Source organism: Rathayibacter sp. VKM Ac-2760 (assembly GCF_009834185.1).
Lineage (GTDB): Bacteria > Actinomycetota > Actinomycetes > Actinomycetales > Microbacteriaceae > Rathayibacter.
Genome location: NZ_CP047173.1, coordinates 4,122,485 through 4,137,841, shown reverse-complemented (window position 1 = coordinate 4,137,841; position 15,357 = coordinate 4,122,485). Strand labels below are relative to the sequence as shown.

The following is a 15,357-nucleotide window of genomic DNA, read 5'->3' as shown; positions in this document are numbered from 1 at the left end:
CTCCCGGCCGCTCGGCGCGCGCACCGGGCTAGGGTCGGGCGCATGGAGCGATCGGCGGATCTTCTCGCTCGACTGACCGGCCGGCTGGGTGCCGATTCGGCGGCCGAGCTCCTCCGCGTCCTGGCGGCGCTGCGGGGTGGTGCGGAGGGGATCCTGCGCGAATCGCTGACGGGCGTCCACCTCACCGGCTCGTTCGCCGCCGGCCACGGAGACGAGGCGAGCGATGTCGACTTCCTCGTCGTCGCCGATCGATCGCCGACGCCCGGGGAGGAGGGCCGGATCAGGCGGTTCCACGCCGCGTTCCCGGATCGTGCCGAGCGGTGGGCGTCGCGTCTCGAGGGCAGCTGGGTCGACGTCGAGGCGCTGCGCGATCCCGTCGGAGCCCACGAGCCGTGGCTGTACGTCGACAACGGCAGCCGGGAGATGGAGCACTCCCGTCACGACGACACCTGGAACGGTCGCTGGACGCTGCGCGAGACGGGCGTGGCCCTCGCGGGACCGAGTGCTGCTGCGCTCGTTCCGCCGGTGGCTCGCGGCCTGATCCGGGCCGAGGCGGTCGTCCAGGCCGCCGCGAAGGCCGCCTGGATCCGAGAGGACCCGGCAGCGCTCTCGGACGGCTGGGCCCGGCCCTACGTCGTCCTCACCCTCTGCCGCCTCCTCTGGTCGGCGACCACCGGCACCGTCGCAGGCAAGAGCGAGGCCGCCGAGTGGGCACTGCGCGGACCGGCACCGGAGCGGTTCCACGACCTCCTCCGCGCCGCGATCGTCCAACGACTCCACGTCGTCGACCCCGCCCTGGGCGGAGCCGACGCGCGCTGGGCGGGGATCGCCGAGGAGTTCGTCGTCTGGGCGCATGCGGAGACGGCGCGGCGAGCGGAGGAGCGGCCGTGACGGTGCCCGAGGTCGACCCGACCGGTCTTTGCTGGTCGAGCAGCCCCGAAGGGGCGTCTCGAGACCCGGCCCGCCCGCCCCGTCGCTCCGCTCCCGCTCGTGCCACACTCGGACGATGACTGGATCGAGCCGCACCGGCGCGGCGTCGCGCGTCGCCGGCGACTGCCGGGTCGAGCCGCCCGCGCACGACGCGGAGTCCCGCGCCACCGCCCGCGCCGAGGTCGCCGCATGACTGCGGCGGAGTCCGCCGCCGCGCGCCTCGCCGAGCTGGAGGAGCAGGAGCGGGAGCTGGTCTTCGACCGCTTCGACAGCGCGACCGCCTACCGGCTGGGCACGCGACTCGCCGCCCTCGCGCTCGAGCGCGGACTGCGGGTCGGCATCGACATCCAGCGCCCCGGACTGACGCTCTTCCGCGCGATGCTGCCCGGCACCACCCCGGACCAGGAGTTCTGGATCCAGCGCAAGGCCGCGCTCGTCCTGCGGATGGAGGCCTCGGGCGCGCTCGTCGAGGCGCGCCTCGCCGGCTTCGACCCGGCGAGCATCGGCTGGCTCGACCACCGCTACGCCCTCACGGCCGGCGCGGTCCCCATCCGGGTGCGCGGCGTCGGCGTCGTCGCCGTGGCCACCGCCTCCGGCCTCTCCTCGGAGGAAAACCACGACCTGATCGTCGAGGGCCTCCGCGCGCAGATCGCCGAGGAGCAGATCGCCGAGGAGCGGTCGTGATCGAGAGCCCGCCGCTCCCGCAGCTGCTCCCCGGCCAGCGCGCGCGCATCCGGATCTGGGACCGCGCCACCGGCGGCACGCGCACCGTCGCCGAATCGACCGAGCTGCTCTTCGAGGCGCCGAACTGGACCCGCGATGACCGCCTCCTCGTCAACGCGCAGGGTCGGCTCTGGCTCCTGCCGGCCGACGGCTCCGCGCCGCCGACCGCGATCGACGCCCCGGGCCTCCCGCCCGTCAACAACGACCACGTGCTCGCCCCGGCCGGCGACGTCGTCTACGCGTCCGCGAACGACTGGCACATCTGGTCGGTGCCGCTCGCGGGCGGCCGGCCGACGCGGCTGACCGAGGAGGACGGCGCGCTGCACTTCCTGCACGGGGTCCGCCCCGACGGAGAGCGGCTCGCCTACGTGCGCCTCGAGCCCGAGGGCGAGAACTGGTGGGCGTCCGCGAGGATCCACACGATGGCCAGCACCGGCGGCGACGACCGGGCCGTCACCGACCACCCCGGGCCCGCCGACGGCAGCGAGTGGACGCCGGACGGGGAGTGGATCCTCTTCAACACGGAGCAGTTCAGCACCGAGCCCGGGCACGCCCAGCTCGCCCGCATCCGCGAGGACGGCAGCGGCCTCGAGCAGCTCACCTTCGACGAGCGGGTCAACTGGTTCCCGCACATCGACCCGACCGGGGAGGTCGTCGTCTACCTGAGCTTCCCGCCCGGCACGACCGGCCACCCCGGGAACTTGCCGGTGGAGCTGCGGCTCGTGCGGGTCGGCGCCTGGACCGAGCCCAGCACGATCGTCGAGCTCTTCGGCGGCCAGGGCACCGTCAACGTCCCCAGCTGGGCCCCCGACGGCTCGGCCTTCGCCTTCGTCGACTACCCGCTCGACTGAGCCGCCTCTCGCACTGAGCAGCCCGTCCAGCGCCGCGGGCCGCTCGCTCAGTCCTCGGTCGACTCCGCCGCGTGCATGTACTCGTGGACGACCGCGAGGTGCCGGCGCATCGCCTGCTCCGCCGCCGCCGGGTCGCCGGCCTCGATCGCCGCGGCGATCTCGCGGTGGCCGACGATGATGGCCCGCCGCGAGTCGATCGTCTCGTGGGCGCGGACGCGGATCTCCTGGGTGCGCTCGGCGTTCAGCCCGCTCAGCGCGATCACGAAGTTGTTGCGGGTCAGTCGCGCCAGCGCGTAGTGGAACTGCACATCGAGCGCCAGGGACTCCGCCGGCGGGAGGTGCTCGTTGCTGTTCGCGATGATCGAGTCGAGCTGCAGGACGTCGGCGGTCGTCGAGCGGCTCGCGGCGAGGGCGGCGAGACCGGGCTCGAAGACGTTCTCGAGCTCGATGACGTGCTCGACGCGCTCCTTGAGCGAGTTCAGCCGCTCGGCGAAGGCGAGTTCGTCCGGAGTCGGCATCGCCACGACGGACGGGCGGCCCTGACTGCGGTGGATCAGCCGCTTCGCCTCGAGTTCGGCCATCGCATCGCGCAGAGACGTGCGCGAGACCCCGAGGTCGGCGGCGAGGCGGCGCTCGGCGGGGAGCGAGGACCCGGGCGGGTAGTGGCCCGAGCTGATCAGGCTCTCGAGGTGAGCCGCGAGCTCGGACCCGAGGGATCGGGGGCGATGACGGAACTCGGTGGTGGGGCTGTTCGTCATGGTGCCTCCGGACTGGTCCACAGGCTGGACCACGTCCCAGCATGCTCGCAGTCGGGCCGATCGACAACACGTCGGCCGTGTTTCCCCGCAGAACCGCGTGTTTCGACCGTGTGAAGGTCGCGTTACGACTGCCAGCGATCGCTACCGACGGTCGGAAACGGCGACCTACTCTGACCACAGGTTCACTGGTCCAACCACTTCGGCGGACCACCTGACGACTCGAGGAGGTCACCGTGGCAGTCCTGCCAGGAGCGAGTGCAGCGCTCGCACCACGCACGCCGGACGGCGTCGCCCGGCTCGCCCGCCGGGTCGGGAAGCCGGTGCTGCGCGTCCTCGGCGCCGTGCTCGTGATCGTCGGCATCGTGTCGATCACGTTCCTGATCTCGCGGGTGTTCACGGCCGACCCGGTCAACCTCTTCGTCGGCAACTCGGCCACCGATGCGATGCGCGAGCAGGCCCGCCAGGACCTCGGTCTCGGCGACCCGCTGATCGTCCAGTACCTGCGTTTCCTCGGCGGGCTCTTCTCCGGCGACCTCGGGCAGTCCTACCTGACGGGCCGCGCGGTGACCGCCGACCTCCTCGGCCGGATGCCCGCGACGATCGAGCTCGGGCTGTACGCGGTGCTGCTGGGGCTCGTCTCCGGCATCGTCGTCGGGGTGATCGCGGCCGTCGCCCGCGGCACGGTGCTGGACGGGTTCCTCCGGCTGGTCACCACCGCCGGGCTCTCGCTTCCCCAGTTCTGGGTCGGCCTGATGCTGCTCTGGCTGTTCTTCGTCACCCTCCGGGTCGCACCCGGGCCCTCCGGCCGGCTGCCGATCGGCGTCGAGGCCCCCGGCCACATCACCGGCCTCTACGTCGTCGACGCGATCCTCCAGGGCGACTGGGCGACGGCGACGATCGCGTCCCGGCAGCTCGTGCTCCCGGTGATCTGCCTCGCCGTCGGCAGCTTCGCTCCCATCGCCCGCCAGGTGCGCTCGGCGATGGTCGACTCGCTCGACTCCGACTACATCCGCACCGCCCGGGCGATGGGGATCAGCCGGCCGCGCGTCTGGTTCTCCTACGCGCTGAAGCCGGGCCTCCTCTCCGTCCTGACCATCGGGGCCGGCCTGATCGGCTGGACGCTGGCCGGCTCGGTCCTCGTCGAGGGGATCTTCGCCTGGCCCGGGATCGGGCAGCTCGCGCTCACCTCCATCCAGTCCTCGGACTACCCGGTGATCCAGGGCTTCGTGCTCTACGTCGCGATCCTCTACGTCGTGATCTGGGCGCTCCTCGAAGGCGTCTACGCCCGCGTCGACCCGAGGGTCCACGCATGAGCGCCGGCGTGCTCCCCGCCGCGACCGCGGCGAAGACGACGAGCAAGCGCGAGCGCACGACCCGTCCGCTCGCCCTGATCGCCGGGCTCTCGATCCTCGCCCTGCTGCTCGGAGTCGGCGTCGTCGCCCTCTTCTGGACGCCGTACCCGCCGATGTCGACCGGGGTCGGCGGGGTCTACGCGCCGCCGAGCCTCGCGCACCCGTTCGGCACCGACCGGCTCGGCGCCGACGTCCTCTCGCGGACCATGGCCGCGGCCACCGTCGACGTGAGCATCACCGTCGCGGTCGTCCTGCTCTCGCTCACCATCGGCACGCTGTGGGGGAGTCTCGCCGGCTTCTACGGCGGCTGGTTCGACTACCTGACGATGCGGGCCCTCGAGCTGCTGAACTCGTTCCCCTCGCTGCTGCTCGCGATGCTGGTCATCGCGGTCGCCGGTCCGGGCATCCTCAACGTGATCCTGGTCGTGGCCCTGCTGCCGCTGCCGGACTACGTCCGCCTGGCCCGGGCCGAGCTCCGCTCGAAGAAGACCTGGCAGTTCGCGGAGGCCGCGCAGCTGGTCGGTCGCCGCCCGAGCGGGGTCCTCTTCTCCCACCTCGTCCCGAACAGCCTGCGGCCGCTGCTCACCTTCGCCTCGGTCAACGCCTCCTACGTCGCCGCGACGGTCGGCGCCCTGGGATTCCTGGGGCTGGGCATCCAGCCCGGCGCCGCCGAGTGGGGCTCGATGATCGCCCGCGGGCAGGACGCGATCCTCTCCGGGCAGTGGTGGGTGGCCGGATTCCCGGGGCTCGCGATCTTCCTCCTCGCGGCCGCCTTCCATCTCCTCTCCGACGCGATCGCCGACTCCCGAGACCAAGGAGGTGCGTGGTGACCCACGCTCCCGAGACGCCGCCCGCTCCCGAGGCCCGGCCCACTCCCGAGGCACTGCTCGAGGTCCGCGGCTACAGCGGCGGATTCCGGAACGCCACGGGCGAGCTCGTCCCCGTCCTCGACGACGTGAGCTTCTCGCTCCCGACCGGGATGGCGACCGCGATCGTCGGCGAGTCGGGGTCGGGCAAGTCGCTCACGGCACTGTCCGTGCTGCGCCTGACCCCGCCCGGCTTCCGCCGCACCGCGGGCGAGATCCTCTTCGAGGGGCGCGACCTGCTCGCCCTCGACGAGAAGGAGCTGCGCGCCGTCCGCGGCGGCGAGATCAGCATCGTCTTCCAGGACGCCCGCGGGGCGCTCAACCCGGTCTTCACCGTCGGCGCGCAGATCGCCGACGTCTGCCGGACCCACCAGGGTCTCTCCCGCCGCGCGGCCCGGGCACGCGCCGAGGAGATGCTCGAGCGGGTCCGAGTCCCCGAGCCGCGGCACCGGGCCGCGCAGTACCCGCACGAGTTCTCCGGCGGCATGGCGCAGCGGGCGATGCTCGCGATGGCCCTCGCCTGCCAGCCCAAGCTGCTCATCCTGGACGAGCCGACCACGGGGCTCGACGTCACGATCCAGGCCGACATCCTCGACCTGATCACCGAGCTCACCACCGAGCTCGGCATGACGACCTGCCTGATCACCCACGACCTGGGTGTCGTCGCCGAGACCTGCGACCAGGTCGTCGTGATGCAGAGCGGCCGGGTCCGCGAGGTCGGCAGCTGCGAGCAGATCATCACGCGACCGGCCGAGCCCTACACGCAGCAGCTCATCGCCGACAGCCGGCTGGTGGACGCCTGATGGCCCTCCAGGCACAGCCCGCCCTCGCGGCCCGGCCCGTCCTCCAGGTCGACGGCCTCCGCAAGGAGTACCGGATGCGCGGCGTCGGCGAGCACCGGACCCTCACCGCCGTCGACGGCGTCAGCTTCACCGTGAGCGCGGGTGAGACGGTGGCCCTGGTCGGCGAGTCCGGCTCGGGCAAGTCGACGATCGCGCGCTGCATCACCCGGCTCACCGACCCCACCAGCGGCACGGTCGTCGTCGACGGCACCGCCGTCAGCTCCCTGCCGAAGCGCCGGCTGTCCGGGGTCTACTCGACGCTGCAGATGGTCTTCCAGGATCCGACCTCGTCGCTCAACCCGCGGCGCAGCGTCGCGGCGACGCTCGACGAGCCGCTCCGGCTGCACACGACGATGACCGCGAAGGAGCGGGCGGACCGCGTCCGGGAGCTGCTGCGCGACGTCGAGCTGTCCGAGCAGCTCGCCGACCGGCTGCCCCGTCAGCTCAGCGGCGGGCAGCGCCAGCGGCTCGGCATCGCACGGGCGCTCGCGGTCGACCCGAAGGTGATCCTGCTGGACGAGCCGACCGCCTCGCTCGACGTCTCGATCCGCGGTCAGATCATCGCGCTGCTCGAGCGGCTGCAGGACGAGCTCGGCCTGGCCTACCTCTTCATCAGCCACGACCTGGGCGTCGTGCGCAAGATCTCGGACCGGGTACTCGTGATGTACCTCGGCGGGATCGTCGAGGAGGGCCCGACCGCCGAGGTCTTCGCCCGCCCCGCGCACCCGTACACCCGCTCCCTGCTGTCGGCGGCGCCGGTCGTCGAGTACGGGCGCGAGCGGCGGCGGCTCCCTCTCGTCGGCGAGATGCCGAGTCCGCTGAACGTCCCGGCGGGCTGCCGCCTGGTCGGCCGGTGCCCCCTCGCCGTCGACAGCTGCACCACGGCGCGGCCGCCGCTGCTCGAGCTCGGCGGCGACCACCGGGCGGCCTGCCCGGTCACGGTCGGCAGCGTCCCCGCCGTCGCCTGACCCCTCCTTCCTCCCTGTCCCGTTCCTCTCTTCCTGTCCCGTTCCTCTTTCTCCGTCCCGTTCCTCTTCTCCGTCCCGTTCCTCTTCTCCGTCCCGTTCCTCTTCCCTGCCCGTCCTCTCCTTCCCCGCTCCGCTCCTCCCTCCTGAGCTGCACCGAGGCTCGTCCACCGAAAGGACCCATCTTGTCCACAGCACTGCACCGGCGACGCGGAGTCGCCGTCCTGGCGATCGCGGCGGTCGCGCTCCTCGCCTCCGCCTGCTCGCCCGGCGACCAGAACGACGGCGGTTCCGCCGCCGCCGCGGACGTCACCTCGATCGTCACCGCCTGGCCGGCCGACATCACGTCGGTGAACCCGACGAGCACCTCGAACGACCAGGACCACGAGGTGATCTACAACACCTACGAGGGCCTCATCGGCTACACCTTCGAGCAGGGCGACGACGGCTCGTTCGTCTACCAGGGCTCCGAGCCCTCGCCCGCGCTGGCCTCGAGCTGGGAGCTCGGCTCCGAGTCGATCACCTTCCACCTCGCGGACGACCGCACCTTCTACCCCTCCGGCAACCCGGTGACCGCCGCCGACGTCAAGTGGAGCCTCGGCGCCGCCCTGGCCAGCCTCGACGCGCAGGACATCTTTACCAACGGCCTGCAGAGCGCCGACGACGTCGAGATCGTCGACGACAAGACGGTGATCGTCCACTTCAAGGACCAGGCGGGCAACCCGGTCGAGCCGACCACGACGACCGTGGCGATGTTCATCAACGCCAACATGTCGATCGTCGACTCGGTCGAGGCCGCGACGCACGCGACCACCGACGACCCGTGGGCCGGCGACTGGCTGCGCGAGAACACCGCGGGCACCGGCCCGTACTTCATCTCGAACTACTCGCCCGGCGAGCAGCTCGAGCTCTCCGCGGTCCCCGACTACCCGACCGCCCCCGCCTTCTCGAAGGTGACCGCGCGGATCGTGAACGACTCCAACGTCGCGTCGCTGCTGCAGGGCGGCGAGATCAACTTCGCCGAGTTCAACCTCTCGCAGACCGACGTCACCACCCTCGAGAGCGCCGGAGTCACCGTCGCCTCGGAGCCGGCGCCGATGATGACCTACCTGACGATGGCCTCCGACACCGGCCCGTTCGCGGACGAGAAGGTCCGCCAGGCCGTCGCCACCGCCATCCCCTACGACCAGATCGTCGACGCCGTCTACTCCGGTCACGCGACCCGGGCCCTCAGCTACGTCAACCCGACCTCCTCCAGCTACACCGAGGCGTGGGGCCGCTACGACTTCGACCTCGACGCCGCGAAGGAGCTGATGGCCGAGGCGGGCGACCCGACGATCTCCGTGCCGCTGCACTACTCCACCGCGAACCCCGCGCAGGAGGACATGGCGATCCTGATCCAGGAGAACCTCGCCCAGATCGGCATCGACGTCACGCTCACCCCGCACACCGCGGCCGAGCAGTGGGACGTCATCAACGGCCGCTCGCGCTCCCCGGAGAACCCCGGCTCCGCCGACATGGTCCTCTTCAACTGGGGCGCGTGGACCGACGACCCGAAGATCCCCGTCGGCTTCGCGACCACGACCGGCGGCGTGAACAACTACGCGCTGTGGAGCGACCCGACCGTCGACGCCGTCAACACCGAGTGGGAGGCGCGCGCCAGCTCCGACGAGCGCGACGCCGCCTACCAGGAGGCGCAGGACGTCGTCGCGGAGAGCGCCCCGCTGATCCCGATCACCTACGCGGACCGCCAGATCGCCATGGCGCCCGGCATCACCGGAGCCACCTTCCAGCAGTTCGCCGGCACCCGGTTCTACCTCCTCCAGCCCACCAGCTGACCAGGAGCGAGGGGAGGCGTCGCCCGGCGCGGCGCCTTCCCTCGTCCGCCCCACCCGTTCCACCGTTCCACCCGTTCCATCAGGAAGAGAGCACCAGCCATGCCCCGTTTCGAGCAGCTCCTCGCTGACTTCACCCCCGACTTCGAGGTCGAGTACGCACCGCTGATCCCCGAGGCCGAGTTCCTCGAGCGCATCACCCGGCTCCGCCGGGCCGCGGCGGTCGCCGAGAACGAGGTCACGCTGATCCACGCCGACGGGGTCACGAACTTCGGCATCACCAACACCTACGTGCAGTGGCTGTGCGACTGGCCGCGCGAGGGGATCCTCGTCGTCCCGACCGACCCGGCCGAGGACATCCACCTCTTCACCTTCTACACCGAGTCCGTCATCCTCCCCCCGCGCGGCGAGGCGGTCGGGGTCGCCGAGATCTGGCAGATCAGCCCGTTCAGCATCGAGTACGGCGGTCGCGCCGGGAACCCCACCCACAAGACCGTCGACGCCGTCGTGCAGCGGCTGACCGACCTCGGCCTGACCCGCAGCAGCATCGGCCTGGTCGGCGACGCGTCGTCGTCGCGGTTCTGGCAGTACCTGCAGGAGGAGCTGCCGCGCGCCGCCTTCTCCGATCGCACCGAGGTCCTCGACAACCTGACCCGGATCCTCTCGCTCAACGAGCGCGCCCAGGTCCGCACCGCCGCGCAGCTCGCGGACGTCGCCTTCCAGGCCGCCTGCCACGTCACGCGACCGGGCGTCACCGACTTCGAGATCTACGCGGCGTTCACCTACGCCCAGATGGCGCGCGGCGGCGAGACCGGCGACGGCTACCAGATCGGCGTCAACCGCTACGGCACGGCCTGCGGCAAGCCTTACGGCCACGTCGTGCAGTCCGGCGACATCATGAACCTCTACGTCTCCAACGTGAAGTACCACGGCTACACCGCCCAGATCGCGCGGATGGTCGCCATCGGCGACGTCACCGAGCGGCAGAGCACCACCCTCGAGATGTGCGCCGACGCGGTCAAGCGCGCCGAGGCGCTCATCCGGCCGGGCGCGCGCTTCAGCGAGCTGCACGACGCGGCGTTCTCGGCCTACGTCGACCGCGGCTACCTCACGGAGGAGGAGACGGCGACCTCGAGGATGCCCTACAACTGGGACGCCATGCCGGACGGATCCGCCCGTCGCGTGCCCCGCCAGTACGTCGCCGACGCCGACCTGGAGGCGGCCGGCCGCACCCTGAATCACGTGTATCCCGCGACGCGCGGACCGCACAACCCCAACCTCGGCCACAGCGTCGGACCGATGGGCGGCCCGAAGTTCAACGTGACCTCGCACAACACCGACGTCCTCGAGCCCGGCATGGCGTTCGTCCTGCACGCCCAGTGGCTCGACCCGCTGAGCGACGGCGCCAACATCGGCGACATGTTCCTCGTCACCGAGGACGGCTACGAGAACCTCAGCAGCCACACCCCGCTCGAGACCACGTACCTGCCGGCCTGAGCCCGAGCGGGGGATCGCGGTGCTCCGCCGCGATCCTCCCGCCGGCCCTGGATGTCGTCGCGACCCGGTGGGTGCGCTCGCCGAGGCCGGCCTCGTCGTCCACGCCCCCTCGCTCGCCGAGCTCACCGGGGCACGCCCGGTCGGCGGCTCGAACTGACCCTCCTCCCCGGCGCCGGGTGGATCGTCGGACCGCTCCCCGACCTCGCTCTCACGCAGATCCGAGCGGGGTGAGTGCGAGGGGGGGGGTTTGTACAGTGCAGGTATGAGTGCGATGAAGGAGACGAGTACCACGCGGCAGACCGGACGCGGGTGGACACGGGCCTCGCTCGTGCTGGGCGTTCTCGCCGTCGTGTCGTACGCGGTGGGATACCTGGCGGTCTCCCGCGTGTGGCCGGGCGACCCCCTGGTGATCGGGATCGCGACGACTCTGCAGTACGTCCTCCCGCTGGCCGGCGTCGTCGTCGGTCACGTGGCGCGCCGACGCGAAGGCCCTCGCCGGGAGTCGACCGTGGGGCTCGTGCTGTCCTACCTCCTCCTGGCGGTCGCGGTGGTGCCGGTCGTCATCGGGTCGGTCGGGCTTCTGACGGCGCGCTGATCGATCGAGCGTCTGCGAGAGTGCTGGCATGCTCTCTCCGCAGTCGCTCTCCGAGAACGATCGTCGCCTCGTCGCAGCGTGGGCTGCCGACTGCGCGGAGAGAGTCCTGCCGCTCTTCGAGGCCGAGGCTCCGGAGGACGACCGACCGCGATCGGGGATCGCTCGAGCGCGGGCCTTCTCGCGGTGCGAGTCGGATGCCGCCGAGGAGATCCGGCTCCGCTTCGTCGCGGGGCGGGCCGCGCAGTCGGCGACGTCCCCGGCGGGGAAGGCTGCGGCGTGGTCCGCGGGGCAGGCGACCGGCGTGGCTCACATGGGAGCGCACGCGCTCGGCGCAGCCGCCTACGCGGCGAAGGCGGCCGAGCTGGCGTCGCCGCAGCGAGGCGGCGAGGCCGAGGTCCGCTGGCAGCTGGAGCGGATGAGCCGGCCGGTGCGGGCCGCGCTGCGGACCCTGCCGCTCCTCGGCGAGGATCCGTCGGGCCCTCTCGGCTCGGGGCTCCTGGCCTCCGGAGCGCTCGGAGCCACGATCCGCACCCTGCAGGCCGCGCTCGACGACGCCGCGGTGGACTGACGGGCAGATAGGTCGGATCGGGAGCGGGCCGCTCGACGAGCGCCGCGCAGCTCGGGGCCGGAGGTTCAGCGGTCGATGGACTGCATGTTCGCGTCGTCGTGGCGCGCACCGGCGGCGGGGGTGAGGGTGTCGAGGCGCTCGATCTGATCGGCGGTCAGCTCGATCGCGTCGGCCGCGGTGTTCTCCTCGACGCGGGACACACGCCGGGTTCCAGGGATCGGGGCGATGTCGTCGCCGCGGGTCAGGATCCAGGCGAGGGCGGTCTGCGCGGGGGTCGCGCCGATCTCGGCTCCGATCGTGCGGACCTCGTCGACGATCGCGAGGTTGCGGGCGAAGTTCTCGCCGACGAAGCGCGGGTTGGTCTTGCGCCAGTCGTCGTCCGGGAAGTCGTCGACGCTGCGGATCTGCCCGGTGAGCAGTCCGTGGCCGAGCGGCGAGTAGGGCACGAAGCCGATGCCGAGCTCACGGAGGAGGGGGAGGATCTCGTCCTCGACGTCGCGGGTCCAGAGCGAGTACTCGGTCTGCAGCGCGGCGATCGGGTGCACGGCGTGCGCACGGCGGATCGTCGCGGCGGACGCTTCGGAGAGTCCGAGGTGGCGGACCTTGCCCTCGGCGACCAGCTCGGCGACGAGGCCGATGGTGTCCTCGATCGGCGTGCTCGGGTCGACGCGGTGCTGGTAGTAGAGGTCGATGTGGTCGGTGCCCAGGCGGCGGAGGGAGCCCTCGACGGCCGCGCGCACGTTCGCTGGGCTGCTGTCCATGACGCCTGCGCTGGTCCGATCGCCGTCGTGCTCGACCAGGCCGTACTTCGTGGCGATCCGCACCTGGTCGCGGCGGCCGCGGATCGCGCGCCCGACGATCTCCTCGCTGAGGAACGGGCCGTACACCTCCGCGGTGTCGATGTGGGTGACGCCGAGGTCGAGGGCGCGGTGGATCGTCGTGATCGACTCGTTCTCGTCGAGGGTGCCCTCGGCGGTGTACGTGCCGGCCATGGTCATCGCGCCGAGGCCGATGCGGGAGACGGTCAGGTCTCCGAGGTGGGCGTTCTTCATCAGTGTCTCTCTCTCGGTGGTGGGCACTGTCCACTCTCCGCGCCTTCCGCGGGAGGTGGGAGTCCCTGTCGAGAGGGTCACTGCCGGGGCCCCTCTGGACTCCGGGGCCGGCCGGTCGGGGTGAGAGAGTCCGCCGGAGCAGCGTTCCGCTGAGCGGTCAGTCGACGCGGGTGGCGACTCGATCGCAGAGGGTGATCCATTCTCCGTCCGGCGTGAACTCCCAGTGGTGGGTCTGGGTGCGGCCGTCGTCGCTGAAGGTGATCGTGGCGCGCTCGGTGGCTCCGGTGAAGGTCCAGGTCGCTCCGTCGCGGGTCAGCAGGTATTCGCGGGCGAATCCGTGGTTCTCGATGCTCCACGAGAAGTAGGTGGCGCGCTCCGCGTCCCAGCCGAGGAAGCTCAGGGTGTCGAAGGGCCCGTTGGCCCGCTCGTCCTGCACGACGAACTGCTCGCCCGAATGCCAGCGGGCCGAGTGCACGCTGCGCCACTCCGAGCCGCTGAGGTCTGCGCCGTAGGCGGTCCCGGTGGCGCTCCAGTCTCCGAGGAAGGCGGCCAGCGCCTCGTGCTCATCAGTCACGCCCCGATCCTGCTCCGCGTCGAGAGCTGAGACAAGGGGCCGCCGAGCAGGTGGTCACAGTCCGACCGGGCGGATGAAGTGCTCGCCGTCGCGTCGGCGCCCTGTGGCCGAGACGGTGAATCGGACGATGTCGCTGCGGTAGCGGTCGTCGGACGCTTCGAAGGTCCTGCCGTCGGCGTCGCGGGTGGTGCGGTGCAGTCGCAGCACCGGCGCCCCCGGCGCGAGCTGCAGGAGGCGGGCGTCCGTGTCGTCCGCGGCGACGGCATCGATCTCGTGGTCGACCTCGGCCGACTTCCACCCGCACGATTCGAGGAACTCGGTGATCGAGACGGTGTCGAGATCGACGTCGAAGAGGTTGCGGCCGGCGCTCTCGATGAAGGTGAGCCGCTCGAGCATCGTCGGCCTGCCGTCGAGGGAGCGCAGACGCAGGACGTCGACGACCAGTTCTCCCTCGGGGATCCCGAGCAGCTCCGCCTGAGCGGCGTCGGAGCGGCGCAGCGACACCTGCTGAGTGAGCGCGCCCGGGTCGGCGCCGATGGAGCGGGCCCAGCGGGTGAAGGGGATGGAGACGTCGACGGCCTGCTGCGTCTTGCGCTCGATGACACGGCTCGGCCGGCCGCGGGTCGTCTCGATGAGGCCCTCGTGGCGCAGCGCGGCGAGCGCGTTGCGGACGGGACCGCGTGACGTGTCCCACCGCGCAGCGAGCTCACCCTCGGTCGGCACGTCGTCCCCGGGCGCGAGGCGGCCGCTGGCGATCGACTGACGCAGATCGTCGGCGATCGTCTTGTACATCACATCTGCCACATAGGAACCTTACCGTTCGGCGGCCGTCGTGCCGGCGGATGCGAACCATCGGCGCAGGTCCTCGGGAGGCGTTCGCGGTCCGACGAGCACCACGTGGGTTAACAACCCGTGAACTTAGCCCCAGTTAGGCATACATCATGCCCCGACCTGCGGCAGAGTCTCAGTCGTTCCCACCACCACCCCTCCGCTCCCTGCCCGAAAGGCGATCATGAAGACCCGCGCCCGTATCTCCTTCGCGACGCTCGCCGTCGCCAGTGCCCTCACGCTCCTCGCAGGCTGCTCCGGCGCCTCCACCGCTGCCGGAACGGACTCCGCCGACGCGGGCGCCGGCTACGCGGTCGACTCGGACACGCTGGTGTTCGGCGTCGTCCCCGACTCCGTCGACACCGAGACCAACTACCAGCCGCTGATGGACTACATCGCGCAGGAGACCGGCAAGACGGTCGAGTACAACGAGTCGACCGACTACGCGGCCCTCATCGAGGCGTCCATCGCGGGCCAGGTCGATGTCGCCTCCTTCTCCGGCTTCACCTACGTCACCGCCGTCAACAACGGCGCCGAGCTCACTCCGATCTCCTCGATCACCACGGCCGAGGGCCAGGAGCCGGGCTACTACTCGCAGGCGATCGTCCCGAAGGGCAGCGCCATCACGGACCTCGCCGGGATGAAGGGCAAGAAGGTCTGCTTCGTCGACCCGTCCTCGACCTCCGGCTACCTGTTCCCGAGCTACAACCTGCTCGAGGCCGGCATCGACCCCGAGACCGACGTCACCCCCGTGTTCGCAGGCAAGCACGACGTGAGCGTGCAGAAGGTCGGCGAGGGCGTCGAGTGCGAGGCCGGCTTCGCCGAGGACAGCGAGGTCGAGAAGTCCGACGAGGTCGAGGTCATCGCCGAGACCATGGTCCCCGGCGCCCCGATCGTCGAGTCGGACACCCTCCCCGACGACCTGAAGCAGCAGCTCCGCGACATCCTCGGCGAGGTCACGATCGACGAGATCATCGCCTCCGGCGTCGAGTCGGCCGACACCGACGGCTTCCGCAGCGTCTTCTACGCGACCACGCCCGTCGACGACGCGTACTACGACCAGATCCGCGACATCTGCGAGGTCACCGACGCGACGCAGTGCCAGAAGTAGCCGACCGGCG

At 71.5% G+C, this 15,357-nt stretch carries 16 protein-coding genes; 12 read left to right on the top strand and 4 right to left on the bottom strand.

Annotated elements, in window-relative coordinates; genetic code table 11:
* The first annotated feature begins 42 nt into the window (after positions 1-42).
* The 3 genes from GSU72_RS18980 to GSU72_RS18970 all read left to right on the top strand — a co-directional run bounded on the left by GSU72_RS18980 (position 43) and on the right by GSU72_RS18970 (position 2,504).
* On the top strand, positions 43-891 hold the full coding sequence (locus GSU72_RS18980) for an aminoglycoside adenylyltransferase domain-containing protein (protein ID WP_159986432.1): 849 nt from the start codon (positions 43-45) through the stop codon (positions 889-891).
* A 228-nt stretch (positions 892-1,119) separates the two neighbouring features.
* Complete coding sequence (locus GSU72_RS18975) at positions 1,120-1,614, top strand: heme-binding protein (RefSeq protein ID WP_159986431.1); 495 nt, start codon at positions 1,120-1,122, stop codon at positions 1,612-1,614.
* On the top strand, positions 1,611-2,504 hold the full coding sequence (locus GSU72_RS18970) for a PD40 domain-containing protein (RefSeq protein WP_159986430.1): 894 nt from the start codon (positions 1,611-1,613) through the stop codon (positions 2,502-2,504). The genes GSU72_RS18975 and GSU72_RS18970 overlap by 4 nt, the downstream gene beginning before the upstream one ends.
* Positions 2,505-2,551: 47 nt before the next feature.
* Here GSU72_RS18970 and GSU72_RS18965 read toward each other — a convergent pair whose 3' ends face one another.
* Positions 2,552-3,262, bottom strand: coding sequence for a FadR/GntR family transcriptional regulator (locus GSU72_RS18965; RefSeq protein WP_159986429.1), 711 nt, complete (start codon positions 3,260-3,262; stop codon positions 2,552-2,554).
* 233 nt (positions 3,263-3,495) lie between these two features.
* On the opposite strand from GSU72_RS18965, the gene GSU72_RS18960 reads away from it, so the two are divergent.
* The 8 genes from GSU72_RS18960 to GSU72_RS18925 all read left to right on the top strand — a co-directional run bounded on the left by GSU72_RS18960 (position 3,496) and on the right by GSU72_RS18925 (position 11,782).
* Positions 3,496-4,575 carry an ABC transporter permease gene (locus GSU72_RS18960; RefSeq protein ID WP_159986428.1) on the top strand — a complete coding sequence of 360 codons (1,080 nt, stop codon included), beginning with the start codon at positions 3,496-3,498 and terminating at the stop codon, positions 4,573-4,575.
* The gene (locus GSU72_RS18955) at positions 4,572-5,444 is read left to right on the top strand and encodes an ABC transporter permease (RefSeq protein WP_159986427.1); all 873 of its coding nucleotides are present in this window, start codon (positions 4,572-4,574) and stop codon (positions 5,442-5,444) included. The genes GSU72_RS18960 and GSU72_RS18955 overlap by 4 nt, the downstream gene beginning before the upstream one ends.
* A complete protein-coding gene (locus tag GSU72_RS18950) occupies positions 5,441-6,283 on the top strand; it encodes an ABC transporter ATP-binding protein (protein ID WP_208545111.1) in 843 nt (280 codons plus the stop codon). The genes GSU72_RS18955 and GSU72_RS18950 overlap by 4 nt, the downstream gene beginning before the upstream one ends.
* On the top strand, positions 6,283-7,290 hold the full coding sequence (locus tag GSU72_RS18945; protein ID WP_159986426.1) for an oligopeptide/dipeptide ABC transporter ATP-binding protein: 1,008 nt from the start codon (positions 6,283-6,285) through the stop codon (positions 7,288-7,290). Before GSU72_RS18950 ends, GSU72_RS18945 begins: the two co-directional genes overlap by 1 nt.
* A 182-nt stretch (positions 7,291-7,472) precedes the next feature.
* Entirely contained in the window at positions 7,473-9,125 is a 1,653-nt protein-coding gene (locus GSU72_RS18940; protein ID WP_159986425.1) for an ABC transporter substrate-binding protein, read from the top strand.
* 99 nt (positions 9,126-9,224) lie between these two features.
* Positions 9,225-10,619, top strand: a complete 1,395-nt coding sequence (locus GSU72_RS18935) for a M24 family metallopeptidase (RefSeq protein ID WP_159986424.1) — start codon at positions 9,225-9,227, stop codon at positions 10,617-10,619.
* A gap of 262 nt (positions 10,620-10,881) precedes the next feature.
* Positions 10,882-11,214, top strand: coding sequence for a hypothetical protein (locus tag GSU72_RS18930; RefSeq protein ID WP_159986423.1), 333 nt, complete (start codon positions 10,882-10,884; stop codon positions 11,212-11,214).
* 28 nt (positions 11,215-11,242) lie between these two features.
* The gene (locus GSU72_RS18925) at positions 11,243-11,782 is read left to right on the top strand and encodes a putative immunity protein (RefSeq protein WP_159986422.1); all 540 of its coding nucleotides are present in this window, start codon (positions 11,243-11,245) and stop codon (positions 11,780-11,782) included.
* Between the two features lie 65 nt (positions 11,783-11,847).
* Here GSU72_RS18925 and GSU72_RS18920 read toward each other — a convergent pair whose 3' ends face one another.
* The 3 genes from GSU72_RS18920 to GSU72_RS18910 form a co-directional block, all read right to left on the bottom strand.
* Positions 11,848-12,834, bottom strand: coding sequence for an aldo/keto reductase (locus GSU72_RS18920; protein ID WP_159986421.1), 987 nt, complete (start codon positions 12,832-12,834; stop codon positions 11,848-11,850).
* A 157-nt stretch (positions 12,835-12,991) separates the two neighbouring features.
* Positions 12,992-13,408, bottom strand: a complete 417-nt coding sequence (locus GSU72_RS18915; RefSeq protein ID WP_159986420.1) for a DUF1579 family protein — start codon at positions 13,406-13,408, stop codon at positions 12,992-12,994.
* A gap of 54 nt (positions 13,409-13,462) precedes the next feature.
* Positions 13,463-14,212, bottom strand: coding sequence for a GntR family transcriptional regulator (locus tag GSU72_RS18910; RefSeq protein WP_244255894.1), 750 nt, complete (start codon positions 14,210-14,212; stop codon positions 13,463-13,465).
* 208 nt (positions 14,213-14,420) lie between these two features.
* On the opposite strand from GSU72_RS18910, the gene GSU72_RS18905 reads away from it, so the two are divergent.
* Entirely contained in the window at positions 14,421-15,347 is a 927-nt protein-coding gene (locus GSU72_RS18905) for a phosphate/phosphite/phosphonate ABC transporter substrate-binding protein (RefSeq protein WP_159986419.1), read from the top strand.
* Positions 15,348-15,357: the final 10 nt, after the last annotated feature.

Bases quoted from the DNA above. Each gene is read 5' to 3' on its own strand.
- GSU72_RS18955 (WP_159986427.1), top strand. From the start codon at position 4,572: ATGAGCGCCGGCGTGCTCCCCGCCGCGACCGCGGCGAAGACGACGAGC.
- GSU72_RS18980 (WP_159986432.1), top strand. From the start codon at position 43: ATGGAGCGATCGGCGGATCTTCTCGCTCGACTGACCGGCCGGCTGGGT.
- GSU72_RS18975 (WP_159986431.1), top strand. From the start codon at position 1,120: ATGACTGCGGCGGAGTCCGCCGCCGCGCGCCTCGCCGAGCTGGAGGAG.
- GSU72_RS18905 (WP_159986419.1), top strand. From the start codon at position 14,421: ATGAAGACCCGCGCCCGTATCTCCTTCGCGACGCTCGCCGTCGCCAGT.
- GSU72_RS18930 (WP_159986423.1), top strand. From the start codon at position 10,882: ATGAGTGCGATGAAGGAGACGAGTACCACGCGGCAGACCGGACGCGGG.
- GSU72_RS18945 (WP_159986426.1), top strand. From the start codon at position 6,283: ATGGCCCTCCAGGCACAGCCCGCCCTCGCGGCCCGGCCCGTCCTCCAG.
- GSU72_RS18920 (WP_159986421.1), bottom strand. From the start codon at position 12,834: ATGAAGAACGCCCACCTCGGAGACCTGACCGTCTCCCGCATCGGCCTC.
- GSU72_RS18935 (WP_159986424.1), top strand. From the start codon at position 9,225: ATGCCCCGTTTCGAGCAGCTCCTCGCTGACTTCACCCCCGACTTCGAG.
- GSU72_RS18965 (WP_159986429.1), bottom strand. From the start codon at position 3,262: ATGACGAACAGCCCCACCACCGAGTTCCGTCATCGCCCCCGATCCCTC.
- GSU72_RS18925 (WP_159986422.1), top strand. From the start codon at position 11,243: ATGCTCTCTCCGCAGTCGCTCTCCGAGAACGATCGTCGCCTCGTCGCA.